Source organism: Subtercola boreus, from assembly GCF_003399645.1.
In the GTDB taxonomy this organism is placed as follows: domain Bacteria; phylum Actinomycetota; class Actinomycetes; order Actinomycetales; family Microbacteriaceae; genus Subtercola; species Subtercola boreus_A.
The window spans coordinates 15,560-38,863 of the sequence record NZ_NBXD01000002.1; the positions used below are offsets into that span (position 1 = coordinate 15,560).

The following is a 23,304-nucleotide window of genomic DNA, read 5'->3' on the forward strand; positions in this document are numbered from 1 at the left end:
CGGTGGGGCCGCCCTCTTCGCGTTGCCGGGCGGTGTGCGGTCCAGCGCTGCCGGGCGCGGCTTCTGCTCGGGCGCGGTTTCTGCTCAGGCGGGGTTTCTTCTCAGGCGGGGTTTCTTCTCAGGCGGGGTTTCTTCTCAGGCGGGAACGAGGGCGGTGGGGGCCTCGACGTGCAGCCGGGCGGAGGGTATTGCCTCGAGGAGACCCGTGTCGGGGTCGAGAGCGAACACGGTCACGTCGTTCGAGCGCTCGTGGGCGACGAGCAGGAGTACGTTCGAGCCGGACGGTGCGGGCAGAACGAGGTGGTGGCGGGGCCAGTCTCCTCCGCTTGAGACGTCGGCGATCGGATGCACGGTACCCCGGTCATCCATTCGAAGCGTACTGACCAGGTTCGAGCCACGCACGGTCACGTGGACGAGCCCGGTGCCCGGGGTGAGGGTGATCTCGGCTCCCGCATCGCCCGGGCGCGCGCCGCGCTGGGTCGCAGGGCCGACCGATGAGACCGCGAAGCGTGCACCCGCGGACCGGGCGCCCGGCTCGGCCTGCGGCTCGAGCACCACGACCTCGACCGAGTACTCCGTCACGATGAGCACCGTGCCGTTCGGATGCTGCACGAGATGCCGGGGCCCGGAGCCGAACGGGAGCACGATCTCGTGGTCGAGTTCCAGCCCCGACGGGTGGTCTCGATTTTGCGCAAAAGCACCAACCTCGGAGTTCTTGGGTGCATTTGCGCGAAATGGAATGACCCGCCAGACCCGCACGAGGTCGAATCCGAGGTCGGTCGTCATCACCCGGCCGTCGGCCAGCATCAGGCTGGCGTGGGCACGGCTCTGACGGGGCGGCTGGTCTTCGACCGGCCCGGTGGTGAGCGCCCAAACAGTGTGGGGGTCTGCGGCCGGAGCCGCCACGAACCTGGAGACGATCCGTCCCGCGTCGTCGAGGCCGTAGAGCAGCACACGGCCGTCGCCCCAGCAGGTTGCCGTGATGAAGCGCCCCGCCGGATCGACTGCAACGTGGCACACCGCCTCTCCCGCCTCCCAGGGGTCACCCAGTGATTCGAGCGTGCCGCTCTCGCCGCGCGTTCCCGTGGCCGGATCGCCGTCGACGACGGTGCCGTTGTCGCCGACGGCGCGGGCGCCGGTGCGGCGGTACGCGGCCACCGTCTGGGCCGCCTCCCCCACCGCGTACACAACAGGGAGGGTCGGATGCACGGCCATGAACGAGGGCGACGGCGCGGCGACCGCAGTCCCCACCCATTCGAACTGCGGCGCATCGGCCGCCGCCCCGCCGGGCGCGAACAGGCGCATCAACCCGATCCCGACCCCCTCGCGGCCCGAGTCGGCGGTGTAGCAGCCCACCCAGATCAGCGGAGCGGCGGGCAGAGTGTTCCGTTCGTTCATCACCCCACCATCGTGCCACCGCACTCGCGCAGACGGCGAGCGCCGGCATGCCGGTAGGGTGCTGGCATGGGCGACACGATCATCACCGTCGAAGGTCACTTCGACTACCACCACCCTGCCGAACGCGGCACCGTCACGCTGAGCGCCGGATTCGAGGGGCCCGACCGCGGTGCCGTCGTGACCCGCACCACCGGCACGCACAGCACGCTCGTCACGCAGGCACAGCAGCTCAGCTCCAGCGGCTCGGTCACCTGGTTCTCGGCCGACCGGATGCGTGCCTGGAGCGAACGGCCCTGGAATTCCGACGGCAAACAACTGCCCCTCGTTCACCACGCGAGCGTCAGTCTCGAGGTGAAGTTCGCCGACCTCGGCGCCCTCGCCGAGTGGGCCGAGACCATCGCGACGGTCGAGGGAGTCACGGTGGCCGGCATCCGCTGGGCTCTCACCGAGGTCACGAAGGCGCGCATCACGGCAGAGGCCCAGAACCGGGCGGTTCAGGATGCCGTCTCCCGCGCGACGGCCTACGCCCAGAGCCTCGGGCTGTCATCCGTTCGCCCCCTGGCGGTCGCAGACCCCGGCATGCTCGGCGACGAGTCACGCCCTCAGCCGTCGGTCGGAGCGGCACCCATGAGCCGGGCTCTCGCCGCAACGTCTGGCGGCAGCGGCGGCCTCGACCTCAAACCGGAGGACATCACGGTCGCCTCCCGCGTACACGCCCGCTTCGCGGCCAGCTGAGGGTTCGGCCCGCGGGGGCGCTTGGCCCGCGGTGCTACCAGGGCGTCATCCTTTCGTCATGCGCTGTTCAACGGGATCGCATACCGTGCTCTCGGGTGACCGGTGAAGGCTGCCTCAGCAAATCTAAGGACCGGTGATGCTCGCCTACTCGGAGTTCTTCTACCTGGTGCACGCCGGCCAGGGCCGCTGGAGCATCAAGCACCGCATCACCGATGAGCCCGCGGGCGTCGTGACCCGCAGCGGTGCTGCCTTCGACATCTACGACGACAGCGACCGACTCGTCGGCACCTCAGACACCATCGAGCACGCTCTCGGCGAGCTCTACGCTTCCGCCTGACCCACCGCCTGAATACCCACGGGCCGAGCGCGACAGCGGAGGGTCAGGGGGTCAGGGGCGCGGCGCGAAGAAAGCGGTGATGGTGGCCGCGAGGGCGACGGGGTCGTTCACGTGGCAGAGTTCGCGGGCGGAGTGCATCGAGAGCAGGGGCACACCGACATCGACGGTGCGGATGCCGAGGCGCGTCGCGGTGAGCGGGCCGATGGTCGAGCCGCACGGCACGGCGTTGTTCGAGACGAACTCCTGGTACGCGACACCGGCCTGCTCGCAGGCTGCGGCCCAGAGAGCGGCGCCCTGGGCGTCGGTCGCGTAACGCTGGTTCGCGTTGATCTTCAGCAGCGGCCCACCGCCCGCGATCACGCGGTTCGCCGGGTCGTGCTTCTCGGGGTAGTTCGGATGCACGGAGTGACCCGCATCGGCCGACAGGCACCACGAACCGGCGTAGGCACGGAGGCGCTGCTCGGTCGAGGCTCCCAGCCCGCCCGAGATACGGGTCAGGATGTCGTCGAGCAGCGGCCCGCTGGCACCGGAACGCGACTCCGACCCGAGCTCCTGATGATCGAAGGCGGCAAGCACGCTGATGTGCGGGCTCGCCGCCACCGAGCCGACCCCAGCCGCGCCGACACCCGCCGCACCGGCCCCAGCCGCGCCGACACCCGCCGAGCCGACCCCAGCCGCGCCGACACCAGCCGCACCCGCGCCAGCCCCAGCCGCGCCGCGGTCGGGTGCGGCGGCCGCCTCCAGAAGCGCCCGAAGTCCCGCGAACACAGAGGTCAGGTTGTCCATCCGCCCGGCCGCGAACAGCTGCCCGTCGAGCCCGAAACGCGCGGGAGGCGTCGTGTCGGCGGTCAGGATGTCGTAGCCCGCGACATCCGCCCCCGACAGCCCCTCCTCGGCAAGGCCGGCCAGGTGGTCGACGAGATCGGTCGAATCGAGCGGCCCCACTCCGAAGACCGGAGTGGTGTGACGCTGCCGGTCGAGGGTGAGGCCCGTGTTGACGTCTCGGTCGAGGTGGATCGCCAGCTGCGGGATGCGCAGGAACGGCCCGGTGCGCACGAGGAGTTCACGGCCATCCCGGGTCACGAGCCGCCCCGCGAGCTCGAGTTCGCGGTCGAGCCAGGAGTTCAGCAACGGACCGCCGTAGACCTCGACCCCGGCCTGCAGCCAGCCGTTCGACCCGATGGTGGGCTTCGGCTTGAGCTTGAAGCCGGGCGAGTCGGTGTGCGCCCCCAGAATGCGGAAGGGGCTCGTCGGTCCGGCGCCCTCGGGCACGATCCACGCCACCACAGCGCCGTCGCGGATCACGTAGAACCGCCCTGCCGTCGATGGATGCGCCCCGGCCGACCACGCCTCAGGTTCGCCCGCGACAGAGCCGCCGCCGGCCCCGGCCGCCCACGACTCCGTTTCGTCGAGGCGGGTGAACCCGGCCTCCGACAGCTGTCGCCCCACCTCGGCGGCCGCGTGGTACGACGAGGGCGAAGCACTGATGAACCGGGCGAAGTCGTCGATGTAGGCGGAGAAGTCGAGTGCAGCATCCATTCGCCCAGTCAACCACCTCGGCCTGCGGCTCACTGCCGGGCGAGCTGGGCCCCGACCGACTCCGGATGCCCGGCCACTGCGGCGGCCAGCCACTCTTCGACCGTGACCCCGTCTTGCCGGTCGGTCTGGAAGGAGTCGACTGTCGAGAGCACGTGCCGCGTCTCGCCGCGGGAGTCGGCCCCCGCCTCGGTGAGGTAGACGTAGACGCCGCCGCCGTCGGTGGTCAGGGCCCGCACCGTGGACTTCATCGCATAGTTCCAGTCGGCGCCGGCCTGGGGGGTGTAGTAGCCATCGTCGAGCCCGGCCGAGAAGCCCGCCAGCGTGCGGTCGAGCATCGACAGCGAGAGGAGCGTCGTGAGCCGGGAGCCGAAAGCTGCGGTGTTGTGCACGACGGCCGACCGCAGCGGATCGGTGCCGGGGGCGAAGCCGAAGCGCGTCGTGAACTGCGACTGCCAGAGCGCGCCGATCGTGTACGGAAGGGCGGCGGCCGTGATGAAGGAGCTGTCGGAGTATTCGATGAGCGGAACGTCGCTGTAGTGACCGCCGACGTCACCGAGCCAGAACGCTGCGTTGAGCCCGCCGGTTCCGGCGCCCGCGACGAGTACTCCGGCCGGCGCGGGCACGTTCTCGTACACCCAGTCGAGCGCGGCGCGGCTGTTGTTGTAGCCGTTGAAGTCGGCCGTGGCGGTGTCGCCCTCCTCGGAGGTCATCGTCACCGCCTGGCCATCGCCCACCCCGAGATCGCCCGTCGTGGTGGGGATGTAGACGATCGTCGAGTCGCCGAAGGGGGCCGGGGCATCCGTTCGCAGCAGTCCGCCGAAGCTGCTGAGCGCCGTGAAGGGAACGTTGTCGGAGTAGAAGTTGCCGCCGGTGCCGAAGAAACTCGACTGCGGCGTGATGGGTTCGCGGGTGGTCTGCTCGTTCCAGTTGAGGCCACCGTCGCCGAAGACGACGATGAGGTTCGCGCCCGAGCCGGGCTTTACGAAGAGAGAGTACGACGACCCATCGCCGTTCCGTGCGGGGGCCGGGAGCGGGATGCTCGACCACTGTCCCGGCTGGGCATCGGCGAGCGCCCCCACCGTCGGCGCCCGCTTGATGGCGACCGCGGCGACGATGACGGCCGCAATCGCGAGAACGAGCACGGCCGCTATCAGGATGAACGGCCAGCGCCGCCGCCGGGTGCGCGTTCGTTCGGGCTGGGTGGCGGTCACCGTTTCATCCTCCCACGCCGGGGGCGGGCGGGGTGGCCGTGGGCGCGGCGCTACAGGATGATCGTTCCCCCGATGCACGTCACGCTCGAGCCTCCCACCCAGACCTGCCCATCGATGCGGTCGAGGTGCACCCGCCCGTCGCGGCCGAGTCGCGCACCCTGGCCGGCGATGTAGTGGTCGGGAGCGTGGCCCGCCGCCATCATCCACTGCGCAAGGCCCGCGTTGAGACTCCCTGTCACCGGGTCCTCCCACACGCCCGCGCCGCCGGCGAACCCCCGCACCTCGAACTGCGGCGATCCTGCGGCCGGGTTCGGGTAGGGGCCGACGACCCCGACCGAGCTCGAGCCCAGACGTGAGAAATCGGGTTCGAGCGCCAGCACGGCGTCGGCTGACGCGAGCAGCACCCCCGACCATCCGGGTCCGTTGTCGATCCAGTTGGCATCGACGACGTCAGACACCCCGACGCCCACGAAGGCGGCGATCTCGGCGAGATCGTCTGCGGCGATCGGGCCGCTCCTCGCGAGGGGCGGGGCGGCGAACGCGAGCCGGTCTTCCTCGCGGCGGATGCGAACGAGGCCCACGCCGCACTCCTGCACCACGGCCGACGGGTCGCGGGGCTCATTGCCCGCCTCGAGCCAGGCGTGGGCCGTGCCGAGGGTCGGATGTCCGGCGAACGGCAGCTCGCGGCTCGGGGTGAAGATGCGCACGCGGTAGTCGGCTCCCTGGGCGGCAGCCTCGGGCGAGGCGGGGAGAACGAACGTCGTCTCGGAGAGATTGGTCCAGTTCGCGAACCGGGCGAGTGCCTCGTCGTCGATGTCGACGGCGTCGAGCACGACGGCGAGGGGGTTTCCGCGGTAGGGCGTGCCCGAGAACACATCGACCTGGCTGAACGGGCGTTCGCGCATCAGAGAACTCCTTATGGAAGACGGGCGCCCGGCATCCCTGCCGCAGCGCGTGTCGACCCGACGATACCCGTCGCCAAGACGACCCACTGCACAAACCAGTGTGCACGACAACCCGTTATGCCGGCCACGGACGATGGGGCACTGTGGAACCTCACCCGCGCAGCCGCGCCCACACCGCCCGACCCGGATTGGAATGGCCATGCTTCTCATTTTCGGCAGCCGCATCAGCGAGGCCATCATCAACATGGTCACCTTCGTCTGCGGCTACTGCCACCAGCAGGCGCCCCAGAACGTGATCAAGCGTTCCAACCGCTTCACCCTGTTCTTTGTACCGCTGTTCCCGTTCTCGACGAAGTACGTCAACCAGTGCACTAACTGCGGCGGACTGACCGAGCTCACCGCCGACCAGGCCAGGCACAGCCTGGAGTGGGCCGAAGCGCAACGCTGACAGCCGACGTCATACTGGCCTCCACCTGGCCGGCCGACGGGCTCGCTCGGGGTTTCGGGATGGTCCGGGTCTTTCTGGCTCAAGTAGACGGACTTACAAAGCATCGTCGAATTCGCCGGAACACTCATCGACGGCGCCGGGGTGCTCATCATCGTCGGCGGTGCAGCCAGCTCCACCGAGCTCGTTCTGGTCAGGATCTTTCGCGGGCAACGCCCGGTCATAGTGTGTACCCCCAATAACTCGATCGGTCGATCCTGCTGGGTCTGGATTTTCTGGTTGCCGCGGACATCATCCGTACAGTGGCAGTGACGCCGACCCTCGACAGCGTCACGGTGGCCGCGGCGATCATCCTGATCAGCACCTTTCTGAGTTACTCGCCCGAGCTCGAGATCACCGGCCGGTGGCCGTGGTAACGAAGAAGGCGCCCTCCGCTGAGGACGACCCCGCCCTCAGCTCAGACTGATCGGGCGTTCACCCACCCTGGCCAGGATGCCCGCCAGCGCCTCCAGGTCGGACGGCTCGAGCACGGCGAACTCCGGCGGTGCCTTCGGAGCGACATTTTCGACACGGGCATGCAGCTCACGCCCGGCCGCCGTGAGCTCGACCATCTTCACTCGCCGGTTCGACGGGTCGGTCGCACGCACCACGAGCCCGCGCTGCTCGAGGTCGTTCACGGCGACCGAAGCGGCCGGCGCGTCCATTCCTGAGGCATCGGCCACCCCGCCCATGGTGAGCGGGCGGGCGGCCAGGCGTCGGATGACGCGTACCCGGCTGAAGGGCAGGCCCACCGCCTCGGAGACCTGGCGGCGGTAGTCCTCCAGGTTGTGGGTGGCGAGGGTGAGGAGGCTGGACCAGACCTCGTCGGCGCTGCTGCTGCTGCTGCTGCTCACGAGCGGATGCCCGTCTCGGAGGGTTCGCGGGAGTCGGCGTCGGCCGCGGCGGCGCGGGAGTCGGCGGATGCCGCGGCGGCGGCGGCGTCGGCGTCGGCGTCCGCGCCGGTGAACAGGTGCGCGATGCGCGCCGTCGTGCCGTCGGCCCACGAGGTGGTCGAGAGGATGCCGAGGCCCACGATCACGGCGCCGCAGCCCACCACGATCCACCAGAGCGGATGTGTCGCGAGCGCGAACTCCGCACCGATGGCCCCCGCCGCCCCCGAGGCGCCCACGTCTCCCGCAGCCGTCACCGTTCCGGCGAGCGCCACCCCGATCGAGCTGCCCGTCTGGCGGCTCGTGGAGGCGAGCCCCGCCGCGACGCCGGCCTGTGACCGGGGCATGCCAGAGACAGCCGTCGTCGTGATGGGTGCGTTGATCATCCCGTAGCCCAGACCGAACAGAACGTAGGCGCCGAGCAGCACCACGTTCTCGGTCGTCGCAGTGAGGGTCGTCATCACGAGGGCGCTGGCGGCGATCAGCGATCCGGCCAGCACCAGGGAGGGTCGGGTACCGAATCGCGCGACGAGTCGTCCCGAAATGAGCGAACAGACCAGCGTCGCTACGGCGAGGGGCAGCATGTACAGACCCGTCTCGAGTGCTGACAGACCCCGGACATCCTGCAGGTAGAGCGCATTGACGAAGAGAAAGGCACCGTACGCCGCAAAGCCGCAGACCGCCGTGATGGTCGCCGAACTGAAGGGCACGCTGCGAAAGAAGCGCAGATCGACGAAGGGTTCGCGGGTGCGCCCCTCGTGCCGGATGAGCAGCACGACCGCCAGCACCGCGATCGCGAACAGGCCGATGATCAGCGGGTTGTCCCAGCCCTGCCGCGGCGCCTCGATCAGACCGAACACGAGCGCGACCAGCGCGACGATGACGAAGAGCTGGCCGAGCGGATCGAGCTTGCGGGCCTTCGATGCCTTCGACTCCGGCACGAAAACGGCGCACAGGATGATCGCGGCAATGCCGATCGGAATGTTCACCCAGAACACGGAACGCCAGCCGATGCTCTCGGTGAGGGCGCCCCCGACGAGCGGGCCGAACGCCATGCTCACGCCCATGACAGCCCCCCAGACGCCCACCGCGCGCGCCCGCTCCTTGGGAACGGTGAAGGTGTTGGTGATGATCGACATGGCGACGGGGTTGAGCATCGAACCGCCGAGGGCCTGCACGACGCGCGCGAAGATGAGAAAGCCGATGCTCGGGGCGATGCTGCACAGGAGCGAACCGATGCTGAAGATGACGAGGCCGACCTGGAACACCCGGCGCCGGCCGAGACGGTCGGCGGTCGAGCCCGAGAGCAGCAGGAAGCTGGCGACCGTGAGGGTGTAGCCGTCGACGATCCACTGCAGGTCAGAGACGGATGCGCCGAGGTCGACACGGATGGACGGCAGCGCGACGTTCACGATCGTGACGTCCATCGACACGATGAAGAGGCTCAGGCAGCAGATCGCGAGAATGAGGTTCTTCGGGGCCGTCTTGGCCGACCGCATATTTGTAAGCACACAACTATTGTGTTTACACAACTATCGTCTGTCAACCCCCGTGTTAATACCGTGTTACATCTCGGCGACTCGCGAAATGTTCGCTCAGTCTGTGTCATATGATGAAAGTCCTATCCACATGGTGAGAAATACGAGCATCGGGAGTGTGACATGGCAGGCAGTTCGACAGATCTGGCGTACCGGGATGCCGTGGCCCTGGTCACCCCTCAGATCGAGGCGGTCGTCGATTTCGTCACCGAACATCCTGAACTCGCGCACGAAGAGACGGAGACGTCCGGGTACCTCGTGGAGCAGCTCCGCGGTGCCGGGTATTCCGTCACGACGGGGATCGCAGGCATGCCGATGGCCTTTCGCGCCGAGCTCGCCTTCGGCACGACCGGCAGAACCGTCGGGGTCGTCGCCGTCTACGACGCCCCTGCGTCGATCAACTCCGAGGGAGCGGTCGAACCCGTTCACTCCTGCGGCCACGGCCCGCAGGCCGGTGGAGTGATCGGAGCCGCCCTGGCACTGGCCCGCATCGGCGACGAACTCTCGGGAACAGTCGTCATCGTCGGCTGCCCGGCCGACGAGATCCACTCGCCGATGACGAGGCGGCAGGGAAGCGGCAAGGCGCTGACGGCTGACCACGGCGTCTGGGACAGCATCGACTTCGCCCTCTACCCGCATCCGGAGTTCATCGACACGGTCTGGCCGTCGTCGCTCTGGATGCGCCGGGAGACGGCGCGGGTGATCGGGCAGCGAACACTGCGGCGAGACGTCATCTCGACCCCGCTCCGGGCGCTGGCGAACGTGACCACGATCGCGGAGGCGTTCGATCCGGCGATGCTCATCATCGAGACGGTCATCGTCGACGGAGACGTCGAAGAGTCGGCCGGCATGACGTTCGAGGCCAGCTTTCTGCTCTTCGCGAAGACCGAGCTCGAACTCGACGAACGCGCGGCCGAGCTGCACGAGCTGCTCGGCCCGGCCTCGTGGACGAGTTCTGCAGCGATCGCCGGGGTGCGACCCGACGCCGCCGTCACGGCCGTGGTCGGCGACGCCTTCCGTGCAGCCGGCCGCGAATTCGACTCGAGCCCGCCGGCCCTCGGATTCGCGACCGACTTCGGCAACGTCACCCAGGTGGCCAGAGCGGCGCTCGTCGGAGTCGGTCGGGAAGGCGGCTGGCGCTATCACACCGCGGAGGGCGCAGAGCAGTTCGCGGGGCCGGCCGGCAGAGACGTTGCTGTCGCGACCGCCGAGGTCATCGGCCTCTCCGTCATCAGGCTCTGCGCCGCCACGGAGCTGTGAAGCACCACCCAGACAACCCGCACCATCCCCCCACCACCAGAACAGAACAGGAACACCACACATGACCGACAGCCGACACGTCGCCGAGATCGCGGGCGGAGGGTTCGCAGGTCTCACCGCAGCCACCGCCCTGGCCCAGATGGGATGGCGCGTGCGGGTGCACGAGCAGGCCGACGAGCTGCGGGCCGAGGGCGCGGGGATCGTGCTGTGGAACAACAGCCTGCAGGTGCTCGACAAGATCGGCGCCAAACCGGATCTCGAGTCGCGCTCGATGACCCCGCCGGCCTACGAGACCCGCATGAACAACGTCATCCAGTCGCAGGAGACGCTCGACGGCATCCGGTGGCGAACCATGACCCGCCCGCACCTGCACCAGACCCTGCTGACGGCGGCGCGGGAGTCGGGCGTCGAGGTCATCGCCGGCTCTGCGGTGACGAAGGCCACGCCCGATGGCACGATCACCCTCGCCAGCGGCGAGACCGCCACCGCCGACCTGGTCATCGGGGCCGACGGGGTGACCTCGGCCGTGCGGGACTCTCTCTCGATTCCGTTCACCAGGCAGCGATCCGGCGATGGGATCTCCCGGTTCCTGGTGCCTCGCCGCAAGGCCGAACTCCTCGCGTTGGAGCCCGAGACCGAGTGGGACAACGTGATCGACTTCTGGAACCTCGATCCGCGGGTGCTCCGGGTGCTCTACACCCCGGCAAACGACGAAGAGCTCTACCTCGCCCTCATGTCTCCCTCGGCAGATGCCGACGGATCGCGGGTGCCGATCGATCTCGCCCTCTGGACCTCGATCTTTCCGCAGCTCGCACCCGTTCTCGAGGATGCCGCGAAGATCCAGGGGCGCTACTACGGCTACCAGACCACCCGACTCGAGCGCTGGACCGAGGGGAAAGTCGCGCTGATCGGCGATTCCGCCCATGCCATGTGCCCGGCCCTCGCCCAGGGCGCCGGCACGTCGATGCAGAACGCCTGGACCCTCGCCGTGGCAGCGACAGAAGCCCTGGCCGCCGGCGTCGACCTGCCCGCCGCGCTCACCGAGTGGGAGCGGCTCGAGCGGCCCTACACCGACATCGCCCAGGATCGCTCGCAGTGGTATGCCGACACCCGCGAGATGGCCAAAGGCAACCAGTTCACCGGTGAGAGCGTCGTGACCGCCCTCTACAATCCCACCGACCCCCACCGACACGAGGTACACGCAGCATGAGCATCGATCCCTTCTACAGCGTGCGCGCATGGCACTCCTTCGTGCAGGAGACCGTGCACGAGCTGGGCCCGGCGCCCGAACATCCCCTCGTGAAGGCCGCCGTCGCAGTGGTCTTCACGAATCCGTTCGCCGGCAGGTGGGTCGAAGACCTGTCACCGCTGACCGACGCGAGCGAAAGCCTCGGCAGAGAACTGGGTGCCCGGGCGGTGGCCCTGCTCGGCGGTCGCCCCGCAGAGAGCTACGGCAAGGGCGGGCTCGTCGGCGTGAACGGCGAGCAGGAGCACATCGTGGCCTGCGTCACGACCGTCTTCGGCAACGCGCTGCGCGCCGCGGTCGGCGGGGGCGAGGCCTGGATCTCGTCGGCGACGAAGGTCGCGACCACCGGGGCGTCGATCGATGTGCCTCTGGCGTACAAAGATGAGGTGTACGTGCGTTCGCACTACGACGCGATCACACTGACACTGCCGGATGCGCCGCGACCCGACGAGATCGTCATCATCGCGGCCGTGGCCACCGGTGGCCGGGTCAACGCCCGGGTCGGCGGCATGACGGTCGCAGACGTCGTCGCCGGCACGTGATCGAACCGAACGGATAACGAGGAGCCGAAGTGACCTACACGCACACGCAGTACTACGAAGACCAGTCCATCGCGAGCATTCTCGCCGACGCTGCACGGGCCCATCGCATTCTCGAGCTCGAGGGCCATGGCGACATGTCGATGGGACACGTCTCGTTCCGCGATCCGTTCGGTCGCGGCCTCTGGCTCAAGCGTGGCAACCTGGCGCTCAGCGAAGTCGAAGGAGACGACTTCATTCTGATCGGCTTCGACGGCACCATGCTCGAGGGAACCGGACTGCGCCACCTCGAGTGGCCGTTGCACGCGGAGATCATGAAGGCGCGCCCCGACGTCAACTTCGTCGGGCACTCGCACCCTCACTACTCGACCGTGCTCGGCGCCTCTGACGAGAGCCTGAAACCATACAACAACCACGGTGTGTGGTTTGCATATGAGGGCGTTCCCCGGTTCACCGAAACGAGCCACATCATCACGACCGTCCCGCTCGGGATCGCGGCCGCGAAGACCCTCGGAAACGCCCAGGCGCTGCTGCTCGCCAATCACGGGGTGGCCTTCGTCGGCAGCACGGCGGCCGAAATGACCCTCACCGGCATCTTCCTCGAGAAGGCGGCCCGCTTCCAGGTCGATCTGAAGGCATCCGGCTTCACCCCCCTGGAGCCCGACGCCGAGGAGACCAAAGAGAAGTTCGACCGCATCTACCCGGCGAAGGCCCAGCACAACTTCTGGACCTACTTCAATCGCCGCCTCGAGCGTGTCGAGGCGGCATTCGGCATCGGCATCTCGCCGATCGGGCTCCCCCCGGGCATCTGAGCCAGCCACCACCCGTTTTCACCCACATCCCACCCCTTCGTGAAAGAGAGCAACAGATGAGCAGCCTTCCCTCCATCGCCACCGTCATCGGATCGGGCACCATGGGCCCCGGCATCGCGGCCGTTCTGGCGCGAGCGGGCGCCACGGTGCGTCTGTACGACATCTCTGAAGACGCGATCGCCCGCGCCGAGGCCGCCTACGGCGTCGTGCAGGGTGTGCTCGCGGCCGTGGAGTCGCCCTCCGCCCCGGGCGGTTCTGTCAGCTTCGGCACCGACCTCGACGCGGCCCTCGTCGGCACCGAACTGATCATCGAGGCCGTGCCCGAGATCCTCGAGCTCAAGCAGAAGGTGTTCGCCGACCTCGAGGCGCGCATCGGCGACGACGTCATCATCGCCACCAACACCTCCGGCATCCCGATCAGCACCATGGCGACGTCGATGACCGTGCCCGCACGCCTCATCGGCATGCACTGGTCGAACCCGCCGCACCTCATCCCGATGATCGAGATCATTCCGGGCGCCGCCACCGATCCGGCCCTCGTGGGCCAGCTCACCGAGATCGTCAAAGCGTTCAACTACGTGCCCGTGCTCGAGAAGGAGATTCCCGGGTTCGTGGAGAACCGCGTGCTCTACGCGATCCTCCGCGAGTGCATGGCGCTGCTCGAAGAGGGCATCGTCACGCCCGAGGGCCTGGATGCCTGCGTGAAGTGGGGCATCGGCTACAAGCTGTCTGTCATCGGCCCAACGAGGCTTCTCGACATGGCGGGGCTCGACATCTACCAGGCCGTCTCGGGTTACCTGAACAAAGACCTCGACGTGAGCACCGACACACCCCAGTTCATCAAAGACAAGATCGCGGCGGGCAAACTCGGCTTCAAGTCGAACGGCGGCATGTACGAATATGGTGAGGGCGACGTCGACGCCAAGCGCAAGGAGATCATCACCGGTCTCATCGCCGCCCGCAAGACGCTGGCCACCATTCCCAACGTCTGATGGTCGACGGCCCTGCGGTGGAGAGCATCGGCGATGACCTCCACCGCACCCGGAACGCTCCCGTCGACATCGCGTTCCGGGTGCGGGGCTCCGGCCCCGCCGTCGTGCTGTTGCACGGCACCACGGCGAACCACGCCGTCTGGGAGCCGGTCGGCGATGCGCTGGAAGGGCGGGCCACCGTCATCGCTCTCGACCAGCGCGGCCACGGGCGAAGCGACAAGCCGGCCCAGGGCTACTCGGGTGACGACTTCGTCACCGACGTCATCACTGTGCTCGATGCCCTCGGGGTGCAGCAGGCCCTGGTGGCCGGCCACTCTCTCGGCGGGCGGAATGCCTGGCTCGCCGCGGCGCGGCATCCGGACCGGGTCGTGGGGGCCGTCGTCGTCGACTACTCCCCCTACGTCGAGATGCCCGTGCTCGACCAGCTCGAGGAACGCGTCGCCCTCGGCTTTCGTCCGTTCGCCTCACCCGACGAGATCGAGGCCTATCTTCGAGGCCGCTACCCGGCCATCCTGCCCGGCGCGATCGAGCGGCGAACCCGGTGGGGCTACCGTCTGCTCGCTGACGGGCAGTGGGTACCGCGGGCGTCAGCGCCGGCGATGGCGAAGCTCATCGACGGCTTCCGTACGCCCTACGATCGGGAATTCCGCGAGGTCACCGTGCCAATGACCCACCTCCGCGGCAGTAAGAGCGCGCTCGTCAGCCCGACCGCCTGGCTGAGAACCATCGCCGACCGGCCCGCAGACCGCTGGGTCGAGGTCGCGGGCGCCGACCACTACATTCCCGAGGAGCGACCCGAGCTCGTCGCCGTCGAGATCGCTCGCGCTCTCGACACCTGACCGGCCGCTCCTTCCGGCACGACCGATCACCCGCCTGGGCCGGTTACGCGGTCTACCCCGGGTAGGAGGCCGCGAACGTCTCGGCGATCGCCAGGACGGCAGCATGCACCGGCCCCGCCGTGATGGAGGGGATCACCGAGGCGTCGACGACGCGCACCCCGTCCACTCCGCGCAGTCGCAGATCCGGCGTCACGGGCGCCTCATCGGAACGGCCCATGCTCAGGGTGCCGACCGGGTGATGGTGCGTGATCGCGGCGCGGGCGATGAATGCATCCTCCTCCGCTCGGGTCGAGAGCGGCCCGACGGGCAGTACTTCGGCGCGTCGCCAGCGGGCGAGCCCCTCCGACCCGCCGACCAACCGGGCGTGTTCGAGCGCCAGTCGAAACATGTCCCGGTCGTGCTCGGTGCTGAGGTAGTTCGGATCGATCACCGGTTCGTTCTCGATGTCGGGCCCCGAGATGCGAAGCGAACCTCGGCTCGTCGGATTGGTGACGCCGAACAGCAGCGTGTAGCCCTCTCCGGGGTTCACGCCCGCCGCATCCGGCGCCAGCGACTCCGAGGCGCTCGGGCCCACCACGCAGCCCACCACCAGATCGACGACTCCGGATGTCTCGGCGATCCCATTGCGTGAGAGGTAGGTCATCGACTCCGAGAGTTGCAGCCTCGTCGGCGGAACCGGAATCCGCGACGAATACAGATTGCCCGCGCCGAGCAGATGGTCGTGCAGGTTGGTGCCGATCTGCGGCGACTCGACCACGGTCTCGACACCGGCCGCACGCAACACCTCCGGATCGCCGATACCCGACCTCATGAGCAACAGCGGGTCGCCGATCGATCCACCGCAGAGAACGACCTCGTCGGCCTGAAGCACCTCGCTCCGGCCATTCCGGGTCACGGCGACACCGGTGACCCGGCCGTGGTCGAGAAGGAGGCGGTGAACGGTCACCCCGGTCACAAGAGTCAGGTTCTGCCGTTCGAGCACCGGGTCGAGATAGACATCGCAGACGGTCACCCGCTCGCCGCCCCGAATGGTCAGCGAGTTGGGGGTGGCCCCGATCATCTCGCCGCGATTGTGGTCGGGGATGCGGGCGACTCCGAGCGCCTCCCAGGCGGAGAGGTAGTCGAGCACCAGGGGGCTCGAGGCCTCGGGGCCGGGAAGCAGCACGGGGAGGGGGCCGGTATCTCCGTGCACCTCATCTCTGCCACCCGAGAAGCTCTCCGAACGCATGAATGCCGGCAGCAGGGAGTCCCACGACCAGCGGTCGTCACCGGTCAGCTGTACCCAGCGCTCGAAGTCGGCACGGCATCCGCGCATGTGCGCCATCGCGTGCACGAGGCTCGACCCACCGGGTCCCTTGCCGCGCGCCCAGTCGAGTGAACGCCCAGCGAGACCGGCCTGCGGCGTGGTGCGGTAGGCCCAGTCGTACGACCGGCCGTGGATGAACGGCCATAGTTCGGGCCGCCGCATCTCGGGGTCGGTCACCCTGGTGCCCGCCTCGAGCACCGTCACGCGCCTGGTCGGGTCGGCGCTGAGCCGGTTGGCGACGACACTGCCCGCCGAGCCGGCCCCGATGATCAGAACGTCGGCGCCCATTCAGTTGCGGGTGTGGCCGGCGTCGACCACGAGGGTCTGGCCGGTGATCCAGGCCGCCTTCTCCGAGGCCAGGAAGGCGACGGCCGGCGCGACGTCGCGCGGTAGGCCACGACGGTTGATGGCCTGCATCGGAACGACGAACTCGAACCCGGCCTCGTGCGGCCCCGACAGCACACCCTCGCTCGCGATGATGCCGGGAGCGACCGCGTTGATGGTGATGCCCAGGGGGCCGAGTTCGCCGGCCAGGCCGCGAACCAGGCCGATCGACGCTCCCTTGGTGGCGACGTAGTGGGCGCAGTCCGGCGTGCCGGCCACGAACGTGTTGGAGGCGATGTTGACGATGCGACCGTAGCCGGCCTTGCCCATGACCGCGGTGACGGCGTGGGTCGTCAGGTAGATGCCGTCGAGATTGACCGACATGACCTTTCGCCACTCTTCGAAGGAGATTTCGGCCCAGGGCGTGAGAGGTACGAGCGCGGCGTTGTTGACGAGAACATCGATGCGACCGAACTCGGCCACGATCTCGTCGACGACGGCCTGCACCCGCTCGGGGTCGCTCACATCGAGCAGCTTCGCGACGCCGGAGTTGCGGGCGGCGACCGCCTCGGCACCCTCGAGGTTCACATCGGCGACGACCACCAGCATCCCGTCGGCGGCCAGCTCGTCGGCGATGGCCGCCCCGATCCCCTGCGCAGCACCGGTGACGAGGGCGACGCGTTGTGTTGTCTCAGGCATGTCTTTCATCCTCCGTAATAGTGGGGAGCGAGCTTCCACTCCTGGAACGACGCGAGCTCGTGGGAGGGATAGATGTCGGCGTCTCTCGTTCGCGCGAGGTAGTTGAGGCGGCGGATTGCCTCGACCGACTTCGTGGGGTCGAGGTGGAAGCCCGCGATCCACTCCTTCTCGAGTGTCGTGCGGGTGTATGCCGCATCGCCGCAGAACAGCATGCTGCGGTCATTCTCGAGCTCGACCAGCAGTGAGTAGTGGCCGATGGTGTGGCCGGGAGTCTCGAACAGCCAGACACCCGGAACGATCTCGTAGTCGCCCGAAATGGGGCGGTACGTCACATCGGCGTGGTCGAACGACAGGTCGGAGTAGCCGAGGCGCTCGAACGGCTCAGGCACCTTGGCGTGGCGGAGCTCCTCTTTGTGCACCAGGGTCGCCGCTTTCGTTATGTGCTTGTTGCCGCCGACGTGATCGAAATGGAAGTGCGAGTTGACCACGATGTCGACGTCGTCGGGGCTGAAGCCGCAGGCGGCGAGCTGCGCCGGAATGGTCTGCTCGGGCGTCTGCAGGGGCAGCTCGAACGGCAGCACGGCATTGACGTGGTCGAGGTCGAAACCGGTGTCGTAGAGGATCAGGGCGTCGCGATGCTCGACCAGCACGCTGTACACGGGAAAACGCACCGGGTTGCCTGCGTTGATGTGCCAGTGCACGTCTGACTCATCGATCACCAGCGTGCCGCCGTCGAGCAGATAGACCTTCGGGTCTGTCATAAAGTCCCGCTTTCACAAATTATCATCAGACGTTAACAATCAATCAAGCTATGAGAATTGTGACAGGCCTGTCAAGCGTCGGCCGGGGAGTTTACGAGCCGGTAACACGGACCCGCTCACCCGGCCGCGACAGCGGGGGCGTCTTCGAAGCGGGGCGTTCCCGTGTAGTAGGCCCAGCGGTAGCAGTGGTCGAGCATCGGCCGGGCATCGAAGTCACCGACGCAGGTCGCGTCCTGATAACGGTCACCGCTCGAATCGACATAGTGCGTTCGGCAGAGAACCCGCCAGGTGGAGGCGCTGACCGTCTCGTCGATGACGAGATGCTCAGACGGCAGCCAGCACTCCGTACTGGTGATCTCGGCCGGGTCGACGTTCGACGTCGGACCGGCCACCTGGGCCAGCGTCTCGAGTGCGGCGGCATCCTGAGACGACAGCGGAGTCGACGGCTGAGGCGAGCCGGCGCAGGCCGTGAGCGCCAGCGTGAGCGCGACGACGAGCGCCATCGGGGTGCGGCGTTTCATAGGACAACCTCCTCGTACGTCATCGTTGGCGGAGCGTGTTTCGAGCGTGTAACAACTGAATTTCAAGCTTGGCATCTGTTGTAAATTCTCATATCGTAGCGTCACCCCTGCACAATGTAAGAGAACTTCGCTATCGCAGCACCTGAACCCGGGGGCCCATCACCTTGAGAGGAAGATCCCGGCAATGACAAGTCTCACCAGCGGCAGCCGCCGCAGCACCGCCAGGCGCCTGACGGTCATCACCGTCTCCGGCGCGCTGGCCCTCAGCCTCGCCGCCTGTTCATCGGGCCGCGGTTCCAGCGACTCCAGCAGCTCCGGAGCATCGTCGGCCGCGACCACGGTCACCCAGTTCGCGCTTGTCGCCCCCGAGAACGAGTCGGACTACGGCTACAACCAGGCCGGTATCGACGCGGCGAACGACGCAGCCAAAGAGCTCGGCATCGCTGTCACCGTCGTGCCCGACGCCGGTTACGACAACATCGAGACCGTCCTCACCCAGGTGGCCGACGGAGGAGCGCAGTTCATCGTCGCTCACGCCTCGGGGTACAACGTGGGCGCCGCCAGCACCGCGGCCGCCAAGAAGGTCCCCATTCTGATTCAGGATGCCGGCGCCGACGAGAACGTGCCCGGACAGATCGCGGCAGCCAAGCCCGAAGGCCAGGAGGGCGGCTACCTCGCCGGCATCGCCGCCGCGATGTCGACGACCACCAAGAAGGTCGGAATCGTGGTGTCGGCCGACAACGCGAACTGGTTCGCTATGTCGTCGGGATTCGCAGAGGGCGTCTTCAGCGTCGACCCGACCATTCAGGTGCTCTACACCTCCGTCGGTCCGGCAGCCTATGCCGACGCCGCGGGGGGAAAGACCGCCACCGAACAGATCATCGCCTCTGGAGCGGATGTCGTGTTCGGAATGGGCGACGGTGCGACGCACGGTTACCTTCAGGCGATCGATGCTGCCGCGGGTGTGAAGTACATCGCCGACATCGGCGACGTCACCCCCGGCCTCAGCGACCCGAGAAAGCTCCTCACCTCGGTGCGCTGGAACTACGAACCCGCCTACGTGGCGGCGATCAAGGATGTCGACGCCGGCACTTTCGGAACGAAGACATACCCGGTCGACGTCGAGAACGGCGGCATGTACCTGCAGAAGACCGATGCCATGACCGCCGACATCACGGCTGCCGTCGACAAGGCCTCGCAGGGCATCATCGACGGATCGATCAAGCCGACGATCGCCACCTCGGCGGCCGAGGTCGCTGCGGTGATCGCCGCCAAGAAGGGCGCCTGAGCACGATGACCATCGCCGGTGCACTGACCACGGGTGACGTCATCTCGCTGAGAGGCATCACCAAGGCGTTCCCCGGCGTCATCGCCAACGACGATGTCTCTCTCGACATCGTCGGCGGCCAGGTGCACTGCCTGCTGGGCGAGAACGGGGCTGGCAAGTCGACGCTCATCAGCATCCTCGCCGGTATGCAGCAACCCGATTCGGGAACGGTAGCCATCGGCGGCGAGATCGTCGACATCTCGTCGCCGAAGGTGGCCGTCGACCACGGCATCGGAGTGGTGCACCAGCACTCCACCCTCGTTCCCGCCTTCACCGTGCTCGAGAACCTCATGCTCGGCGAGACCGGCGTGATGCTCGACAAGAAGCGGGCGGCCGAGCGGCTCGCCGAACTCGCCGACCTGCTCGGCGTGCAGATCGACCCGCACGTTCTGGCCTCCGACCTCGGGCTCGGGCAGCAGCAGCAGGTCGAGATCGCCAAGGCGATGTGGAAGGGCAGTCGGCTGCTGATCCTCGACGAGCCCACGTCGATGCTCACCCCGCAGGCCATCGAACACCTCGGGGAGAGCATCGCCCGGGTCAAGGCCCAGGGCCTGGCCGTCGTGCTCATCACGCACAAGCTGCGCGAGGCGTACGCGATGGGCGACTGCGTGACCATCCTCCGCGGCGGCCGCAACGTCGGCACCATCGGGGTCGACGAGCTCGCCTCCTACACCGAAGACCAGGCGCGTGACGCCATCCTCGCCGCAATGTTCGGCGACGACCTCGCTGCGGCCGGAGAAAGTGCCTCCGAGCTCGCGGGCGCAGCCGAGGCCACCCTCGAGTCGCGTTCCATCGACGCCGACACGCGCCCCGTCCGCCTCGAGCTGCGGGGCGTGACCAGCCGCGCGAGCGGGCGCGACGTCGAGGCCGAAGACGTCACGCTTACGGTGCGGGAGGGCGAGATCCTGGGTATTGCCGGCATCGACGGCCACGGCCAGGCAGCGCTCGCCGAGGTCGTCGCCGGGCAGCGCTCGGCGTCATCCGGGGCCGTGATCTTCGACGGCGCCGACATCACCCGCTCGGGCGTGCACAGCCGCCAGCAACTCGGCGTGCGATACGTGACGGATGACCGGCTCTACGAGGGCACGGTGGGCTCGATGTCGGTCGCACTCAACCTCGTGATCAAACGCATCGGGCAGCGGCCCTTCTGGCGCTCGGGCCGGATCCAGCCGAAGGCTGTCGACACCGAGGCAAGGCGGTTGATCGACGAGTACGGAATCCGTACTCCGTCGCCGGGCACTCGCGCCGGAACCCTCTCCGGGGGCAACATCCAGAAGATCCTCCTGGCCCGCGAACTCACCAACGGCGCACGGCTCGTCGTGGTCAACAAGCCCACCTACGGGCTGGATCTGAAGACCGTGCGCCTGGTGCGGGAGATACTCATCGACTTCGCGGCGAAGGGCGGGTCTGTGCTGCTGCTCTCCACCGACCTCGACGAGCTCATCGAGCTCTCCCACCGCATCGACGTCATCTCGCGGGGTCGCCTTGTTGGCTCCGTGGTGAACGACGGAGCCGGAACGGCAGAGAAGGTGGGCCAGTACATGACCGGCGCGATCGAAGGCACTGACCGATGAAACCAACCGGCTCGGCCCCCCGACTGGCCCAGGGTCTCGTGCGATCCGTCGTACCCGTGCTGCTGGCGCTGCTCGTCTCGGGCCTGATCATGCTCGCCATCGGCGCCCACCCGCTGGACTTCTTCGCCGGCGTGTGGAAGTACGGCATCACCGGCAGCAACTGGCAGCGCAGCCTCTCGCTGATGTCGCCGTTGCTGATCGTGGCCATCGGACTCATCGTGGCCTTTCGCGGCCAGCTCTGGAACCTCGGCTACAACGGTCAGTACCTGCTCGGCGCCGTCGTCGCGTCAGGGCTCGGGCCGATGCTGTTCGCGGTCATGCCCGCCTTCCTCGCCACCATCATCGTTTTCATCGTCGCCATCCTCGCCGGCGCCGTGTGGTCGCTCATCCCCGCGCTGCTCAAGGCCCGGTACGGCACCAACGAGATCATCACGTCGCTGGTGATGTCCTTTATCGCCGTGGGGGTCGTGAACCTGCTCATCAAGGGCGTGTTCAAAGACCCCGGCACCTCGACGCCGCAGACCACGGTCATTCCTGACACCGATCTGCTGCCCTACATTCCCGGCACCGAGATCCACATCGGCTTCGTGCTGGCGATCGTGCTGGCCATCGTGGCGCAGTACGTTCTGAGCCGTACCTCCTTCGGACTGCGGGTGGACATCTTCGGCGCAAGCCCCAAGGCGGCCCGCCACATGGGGCTGAACTCGACCTGGATGGTCATTCTGCTGTTCGCTCTCTCGAGCGGTCTGATCGCGTTCGCGGGATCGATCGACATTCTCGGCCAGTTCAGCTACCAGCGGGCCGACTGGGACCCCCGGTACGGCGACGCAGTCATGCCACTGGTGTTCCTCGCGCGATTCCGTCCGGTCGCCGCCATTCCGTTCGTGGCGTTCTACGCCGTACTCGCGACCGGTGGAACGCTGGCCAGCCAGCAGGCGGGGTTGAACGTGGACTTCCTCCTGGTGATCGTGGGCCTCATCCTGCTCTTCATGACCGTCACCGAGTACATCGGAGAGCGCCGCCGACTCGGTCAGAGCTACCTTCCGCCGGGCCTCAGGCGCAGCCTGCCGGTTCCCCTCCGCGCCGAGTCCGAGAGGACCCCGGTATGAGCGACATGCTCTCGGCAGCCTTCGTCACCGTCTTCATCGCCACGGTCATCGCTCAGGCGATGCCCCTCATGCTGGCCGCGGTCGGGGAGACCCTCGGCGAACAGGCGGGCGTGCTCAACCTCGGCATCGAGGGCGTGATGCTCGTCGGCGCCTACACCGGGTTCGTCGTGACCCTCACCACGGGCAGTTTCTGGATCGGGATGCTCGGCGGCGCGATCGGCGGCGTGGCCGCGAACCTGGCCATGCTCATCCTGAACGTGTGGCTCGGCCTGAACCAGATCGTCATCGGGCTCGCGATCACACTGATCGGCGAGGGCATCACCAGCGTGCTGTACCTGCAGAACTACACCAAGTCCCCCGCGAGCCTGGGCCAGCAGCCGAAGCTCACCCTGCCGGGGCTCTCCGACATCCCTGTGATCGGCCAGGCGCTGTTCCAGCAGTCGGGAATCTTCTGGATCTGCATTCTGCTGACGCTCGGCCTGGCCTTCGCCCTGGCGCGCACGAACTGGGGCCTGTCGACCCGTTCGGCCGGGCAGAAGCCATCGTCTCTCGACGCGGCCGGAGGCAGTGTGATGCGCACCCGGTCGATGGCCGTGCTGCTGAGCGGCGCCCTCGCCGGCCTGGGCGGTGCCTACCTTTCCCTTCTGACAACGGCCACATTCAGCCCGTTCCTCACCAACGGACTCGGTTTCATCGCGATCGTCATCACCATGCTCTCCCGGGGGCGCATCCTCGTCGTCATGATCACGTCTCTCGTCTACGGTCTGGCCGTGGCCGTCGGCCCGGCACTTCAGGTGGTCGGGTTCACCGTGCCCGCCGACATCATCAAGATGCTCCCGTTCATCATTGTCATCGTGATGCTGATCGTCTTCGCGCGAAGCTCCGTCGTGCCGCCGGCCCTGGGCGCACCGTACACACGCGGAGCGCGGTGAGGGCCCGTCTGGAGCAACACGCGGAT

The 23,304-nt window shown here is 67.8% G+C and carries 24 protein-coding genes; 14 read left to right on the forward strand and 10 right to left on the reverse strand.

Features of this window, described 5'->3' with window-relative positions:
* Positions 1 to 135: 135 nt before the first annotated feature.
* Positions 136 to 1,398, reverse strand: coding sequence for a lactonase family protein (locus B7R24_RS00120; RefSeq protein ID WP_172582639.1), 1,263 nt, complete (start codon positions 1,396 to 1,398; stop codon positions 136 to 138).
* A 66-nt stretch (positions 1,399 to 1,464) separates the two neighbouring features.
* Here B7R24_RS00120 and B7R24_RS00125 point away from each other — a divergent pair, with 66 nt between their 5' ends.
* Positions 1,465 to 2,133: an SIMPL domain-containing protein gene (locus B7R24_RS00125; protein WP_116416969.1), complete on the forward strand. Its 669-nt coding sequence runs from the start codon at positions 1,465 to 1,467 to the stop codon at positions 2,131 to 2,133.
* Between the two features lie 136 nt (positions 2,134 to 2,269).
* Positions 2,270 to 2,470: a hypothetical protein gene (locus B7R24_RS00130; RefSeq protein ID WP_116416970.1), complete on the forward strand. Its 201-nt coding sequence runs from the start codon at positions 2,270 to 2,272 to the stop codon at positions 2,468 to 2,470.
* Positions 2,471 to 2,521: 51 nt separating this feature from the next.
* Here the strand turns inward: B7R24_RS00130 and B7R24_RS00135 are convergent, their stop codons facing one another.
* From B7R24_RS00135 to B7R24_RS00145, 3 genes are read right to left on the reverse strand one after another with little or no spacing between them, the layout of a single operon-like run.
* A complete protein-coding gene (locus B7R24_RS00135) occupies positions 2,522 to 4,009 on the reverse strand; it encodes a M18 family aminopeptidase (RefSeq protein WP_116416971.1) in 1,488 nt (495 codons plus the stop codon).
* A 29-nt stretch (positions 4,010 to 4,038) separates the two neighbouring features.
* Complete coding sequence (locus tag B7R24_RS00140) at positions 4,039 to 5,220, reverse strand: hypothetical protein (protein ID WP_116416972.1); 1,182 nt, start codon at positions 5,218 to 5,220, stop codon at positions 4,039 to 4,041.
* Between the two features lie 50 nt (positions 5,221 to 5,270).
* Positions 5,271 to 6,125, reverse strand: a complete 855-nt coding sequence (locus tag B7R24_RS00145) for a PhzF family phenazine biosynthesis protein (RefSeq protein WP_116416973.1) — start codon at positions 6,123 to 6,125, stop codon at positions 5,271 to 5,273.
* A gap of 199 nt (positions 6,126 to 6,324) precedes the next feature.
* Between B7R24_RS00145 and B7R24_RS17460 the strand changes: the two genes are divergently transcribed.
* Together B7R24_RS17460 and B7R24_RS18490 are read left to right on the forward strand one after the other, a co-directional pair.
* The gene (locus tag B7R24_RS17460) at positions 6,325 to 6,573 is read left to right on the forward strand and encodes a zinc-ribbon domain-containing protein (protein WP_172582640.1); all 249 of its coding nucleotides are present in this window, start codon (positions 6,325 to 6,327) and stop codon (positions 6,571 to 6,573) included.
* Positions 6,574 to 6,878: 305 nt separating this feature from the next.
* Positions 6,879 to 6,986 (forward strand): hypothetical protein, encoded by a 108-nt coding sequence (locus tag B7R24_RS18490; RefSeq protein ID WP_437184202.1) that lies wholly within the window; start codon positions 6,879 to 6,881, stop codon positions 6,984 to 6,986.
* Between the two features lie 36 nt (positions 6,987 to 7,022).
* On the opposite strand, the gene B7R24_RS00160 is transcribed toward B7R24_RS18490, so the two are convergent.
* Together B7R24_RS00160 and B7R24_RS00165 are read right to left on the reverse strand one after the other, a co-directional pair.
* Positions 7,023 to 7,463: a MarR family winged helix-turn-helix transcriptional regulator gene (locus tag B7R24_RS00160; RefSeq protein ID WP_116416975.1), complete on the reverse strand. Its 441-nt coding sequence runs from the start codon at positions 7,461 to 7,463 to the stop codon at positions 7,023 to 7,025.
* Positions 7,460 to 9,010: an MFS transporter gene (locus tag B7R24_RS00165; protein WP_253259176.1), complete on the reverse strand. Its 1,551-nt coding sequence runs from the start codon at positions 9,008 to 9,010 to the stop codon at positions 7,460 to 7,462. The genes B7R24_RS00160 and B7R24_RS00165 overlap by 4 nt, the downstream gene beginning before the upstream one ends.
* 150 nt (positions 9,011 to 9,160) lie before the next feature.
* On the opposite strand from B7R24_RS00165, the gene B7R24_RS00170 reads away from it, so the two are divergent.
* The 6 genes from B7R24_RS00170 (at position 9,161) to B7R24_RS00195 (ending at position 14,725) form a co-directional block, all read left to right on the forward strand.
* Entirely contained in the window at positions 9,161 to 10,297 is a 1,137-nt protein-coding gene (locus tag B7R24_RS00170) for a M20/M25/M40 family metallo-hydrolase (RefSeq protein WP_116416977.1), read from the forward strand.
* A 61-nt stretch (positions 10,298 to 10,358) separates the two neighbouring features.
* A complete protein-coding gene (locus tag B7R24_RS00175) occupies positions 10,359 to 11,507 on the forward strand; it encodes an FAD-dependent oxidoreductase (RefSeq protein WP_216363577.1) in 1,149 nt (382 codons plus the stop codon).
* Complete coding sequence (locus B7R24_RS00180) at positions 11,504 to 12,085, forward strand: amino acid synthesis family protein (RefSeq protein WP_116416978.1); 582 nt, start codon at positions 11,504 to 11,506, stop codon at positions 12,083 to 12,085. Before B7R24_RS00175 ends, B7R24_RS00180 begins: the two co-directional genes overlap by 4 nt.
* Before the next feature lie 29 nt (positions 12,086 to 12,114).
* Positions 12,115 to 12,894: a class II aldolase/adducin family protein gene (locus B7R24_RS00185; RefSeq protein ID WP_216363578.1), complete on the forward strand. Its 780-nt coding sequence runs from the start codon at positions 12,115 to 12,117 to the stop codon at positions 12,892 to 12,894.
* Positions 12,895 to 12,950: 56 nt separating this feature from the next.
* Complete coding sequence (locus B7R24_RS00190) at positions 12,951 to 13,886, forward strand: 3-hydroxyacyl-CoA dehydrogenase NAD-binding domain-containing protein (RefSeq protein WP_116416979.1); 936 nt, start codon at positions 12,951 to 12,953, stop codon at positions 13,884 to 13,886.
* Entirely contained in the window at positions 13,886 to 14,725 is an 840-nt protein-coding gene (locus B7R24_RS00195) for an alpha/beta fold hydrolase (protein WP_116416980.1), read from the forward strand. Before B7R24_RS00190 ends, B7R24_RS00195 begins: the two co-directional genes overlap by 1 nt.
* 52 nt (positions 14,726 to 14,777) lie before the next feature.
* Here B7R24_RS00195 and B7R24_RS00200 read toward each other — a convergent pair whose 3' ends face one another.
* The 4 genes from B7R24_RS00200 to B7R24_RS00215 all read right to left on the reverse strand — a co-directional run bounded on the left by B7R24_RS00200 (position 14,778) and on the right by B7R24_RS00215 (position 18,336).
* Positions 14,778 to 16,319: a GMC family oxidoreductase gene (locus tag B7R24_RS00200; RefSeq protein WP_116416981.1), complete on the reverse strand. Its 1,542-nt coding sequence runs from the start codon at positions 16,317 to 16,319 to the stop codon at positions 14,778 to 14,780.
* Positions 16,320 to 17,054: a pyridoxal 4-dehydrogenase, SDR-type gene (pldH, locus tag B7R24_RS00205; protein ID WP_116417282.1), complete on the reverse strand. Its 735-nt coding sequence runs from the start codon at positions 17,052 to 17,054 to the stop codon at positions 16,320 to 16,322.
* A gap of 5 nt (positions 17,055 to 17,059) precedes the next feature.
* Positions 17,060 to 17,815, reverse strand: coding sequence for a 4-pyridoxolactonase (gene pldA / locus B7R24_RS00210; protein WP_116416982.1), 756 nt, complete (start codon positions 17,813 to 17,815; stop codon positions 17,060 to 17,062).
* A gap of 116 nt (positions 17,816 to 17,931) precedes the next feature.
* Positions 17,932 to 18,336 carry a hypothetical protein gene (locus tag B7R24_RS00215; RefSeq protein ID WP_116416983.1) on the reverse strand — a complete coding sequence of 135 codons (405 nt, stop codon included), beginning with the start codon at positions 18,334 to 18,336 and terminating at the stop codon, positions 17,932 to 17,934.
* Positions 18,337 to 18,520: 184 nt separating this feature from the next.
* Between B7R24_RS00215 and B7R24_RS00220 the strand changes: the two genes are divergently transcribed.
* From B7R24_RS00220 to B7R24_RS00235, 4 genes are read left to right on the forward strand one after another with little or no spacing between them, the layout of a single operon-like run.
* Positions 18,521 to 19,624 (forward strand): putative B6 ABC transporter substrate-binding protein, encoded by a 1,104-nt coding sequence (locus B7R24_RS00220; protein WP_116416984.1) that lies wholly within the window; start codon positions 18,521 to 18,523, stop codon positions 19,622 to 19,624.
* A gap of 5 nt (positions 19,625 to 19,629) precedes the next feature.
* Complete coding sequence (locus tag B7R24_RS00225; RefSeq protein WP_116416985.1) at positions 19,630 to 21,237, forward strand: putative B6 ABC transporter ATP-binding protein; 1,608 nt, start codon at positions 19,630 to 19,632, stop codon at positions 21,235 to 21,237.
* Complete coding sequence (locus tag B7R24_RS00230) at positions 21,234 to 22,346, forward strand: putative B6 ABC transporter permease subunit 2 (protein ID WP_116416986.1); 1,113 nt, start codon at positions 21,234 to 21,236, stop codon at positions 22,344 to 22,346. Before B7R24_RS00225 ends, B7R24_RS00230 begins: the two co-directional genes overlap by 4 nt.
* Positions 22,343 to 23,278, forward strand: a complete 936-nt coding sequence (locus B7R24_RS00235) for an ABC transporter permease (RefSeq protein ID WP_116416987.1) — start codon at positions 22,343 to 22,345, stop codon at positions 23,276 to 23,278. Before B7R24_RS00230 ends, B7R24_RS00235 begins: the two co-directional genes overlap by 4 nt.
* Positions 23,279 to 23,304 lie beyond the last annotated feature (26 nt).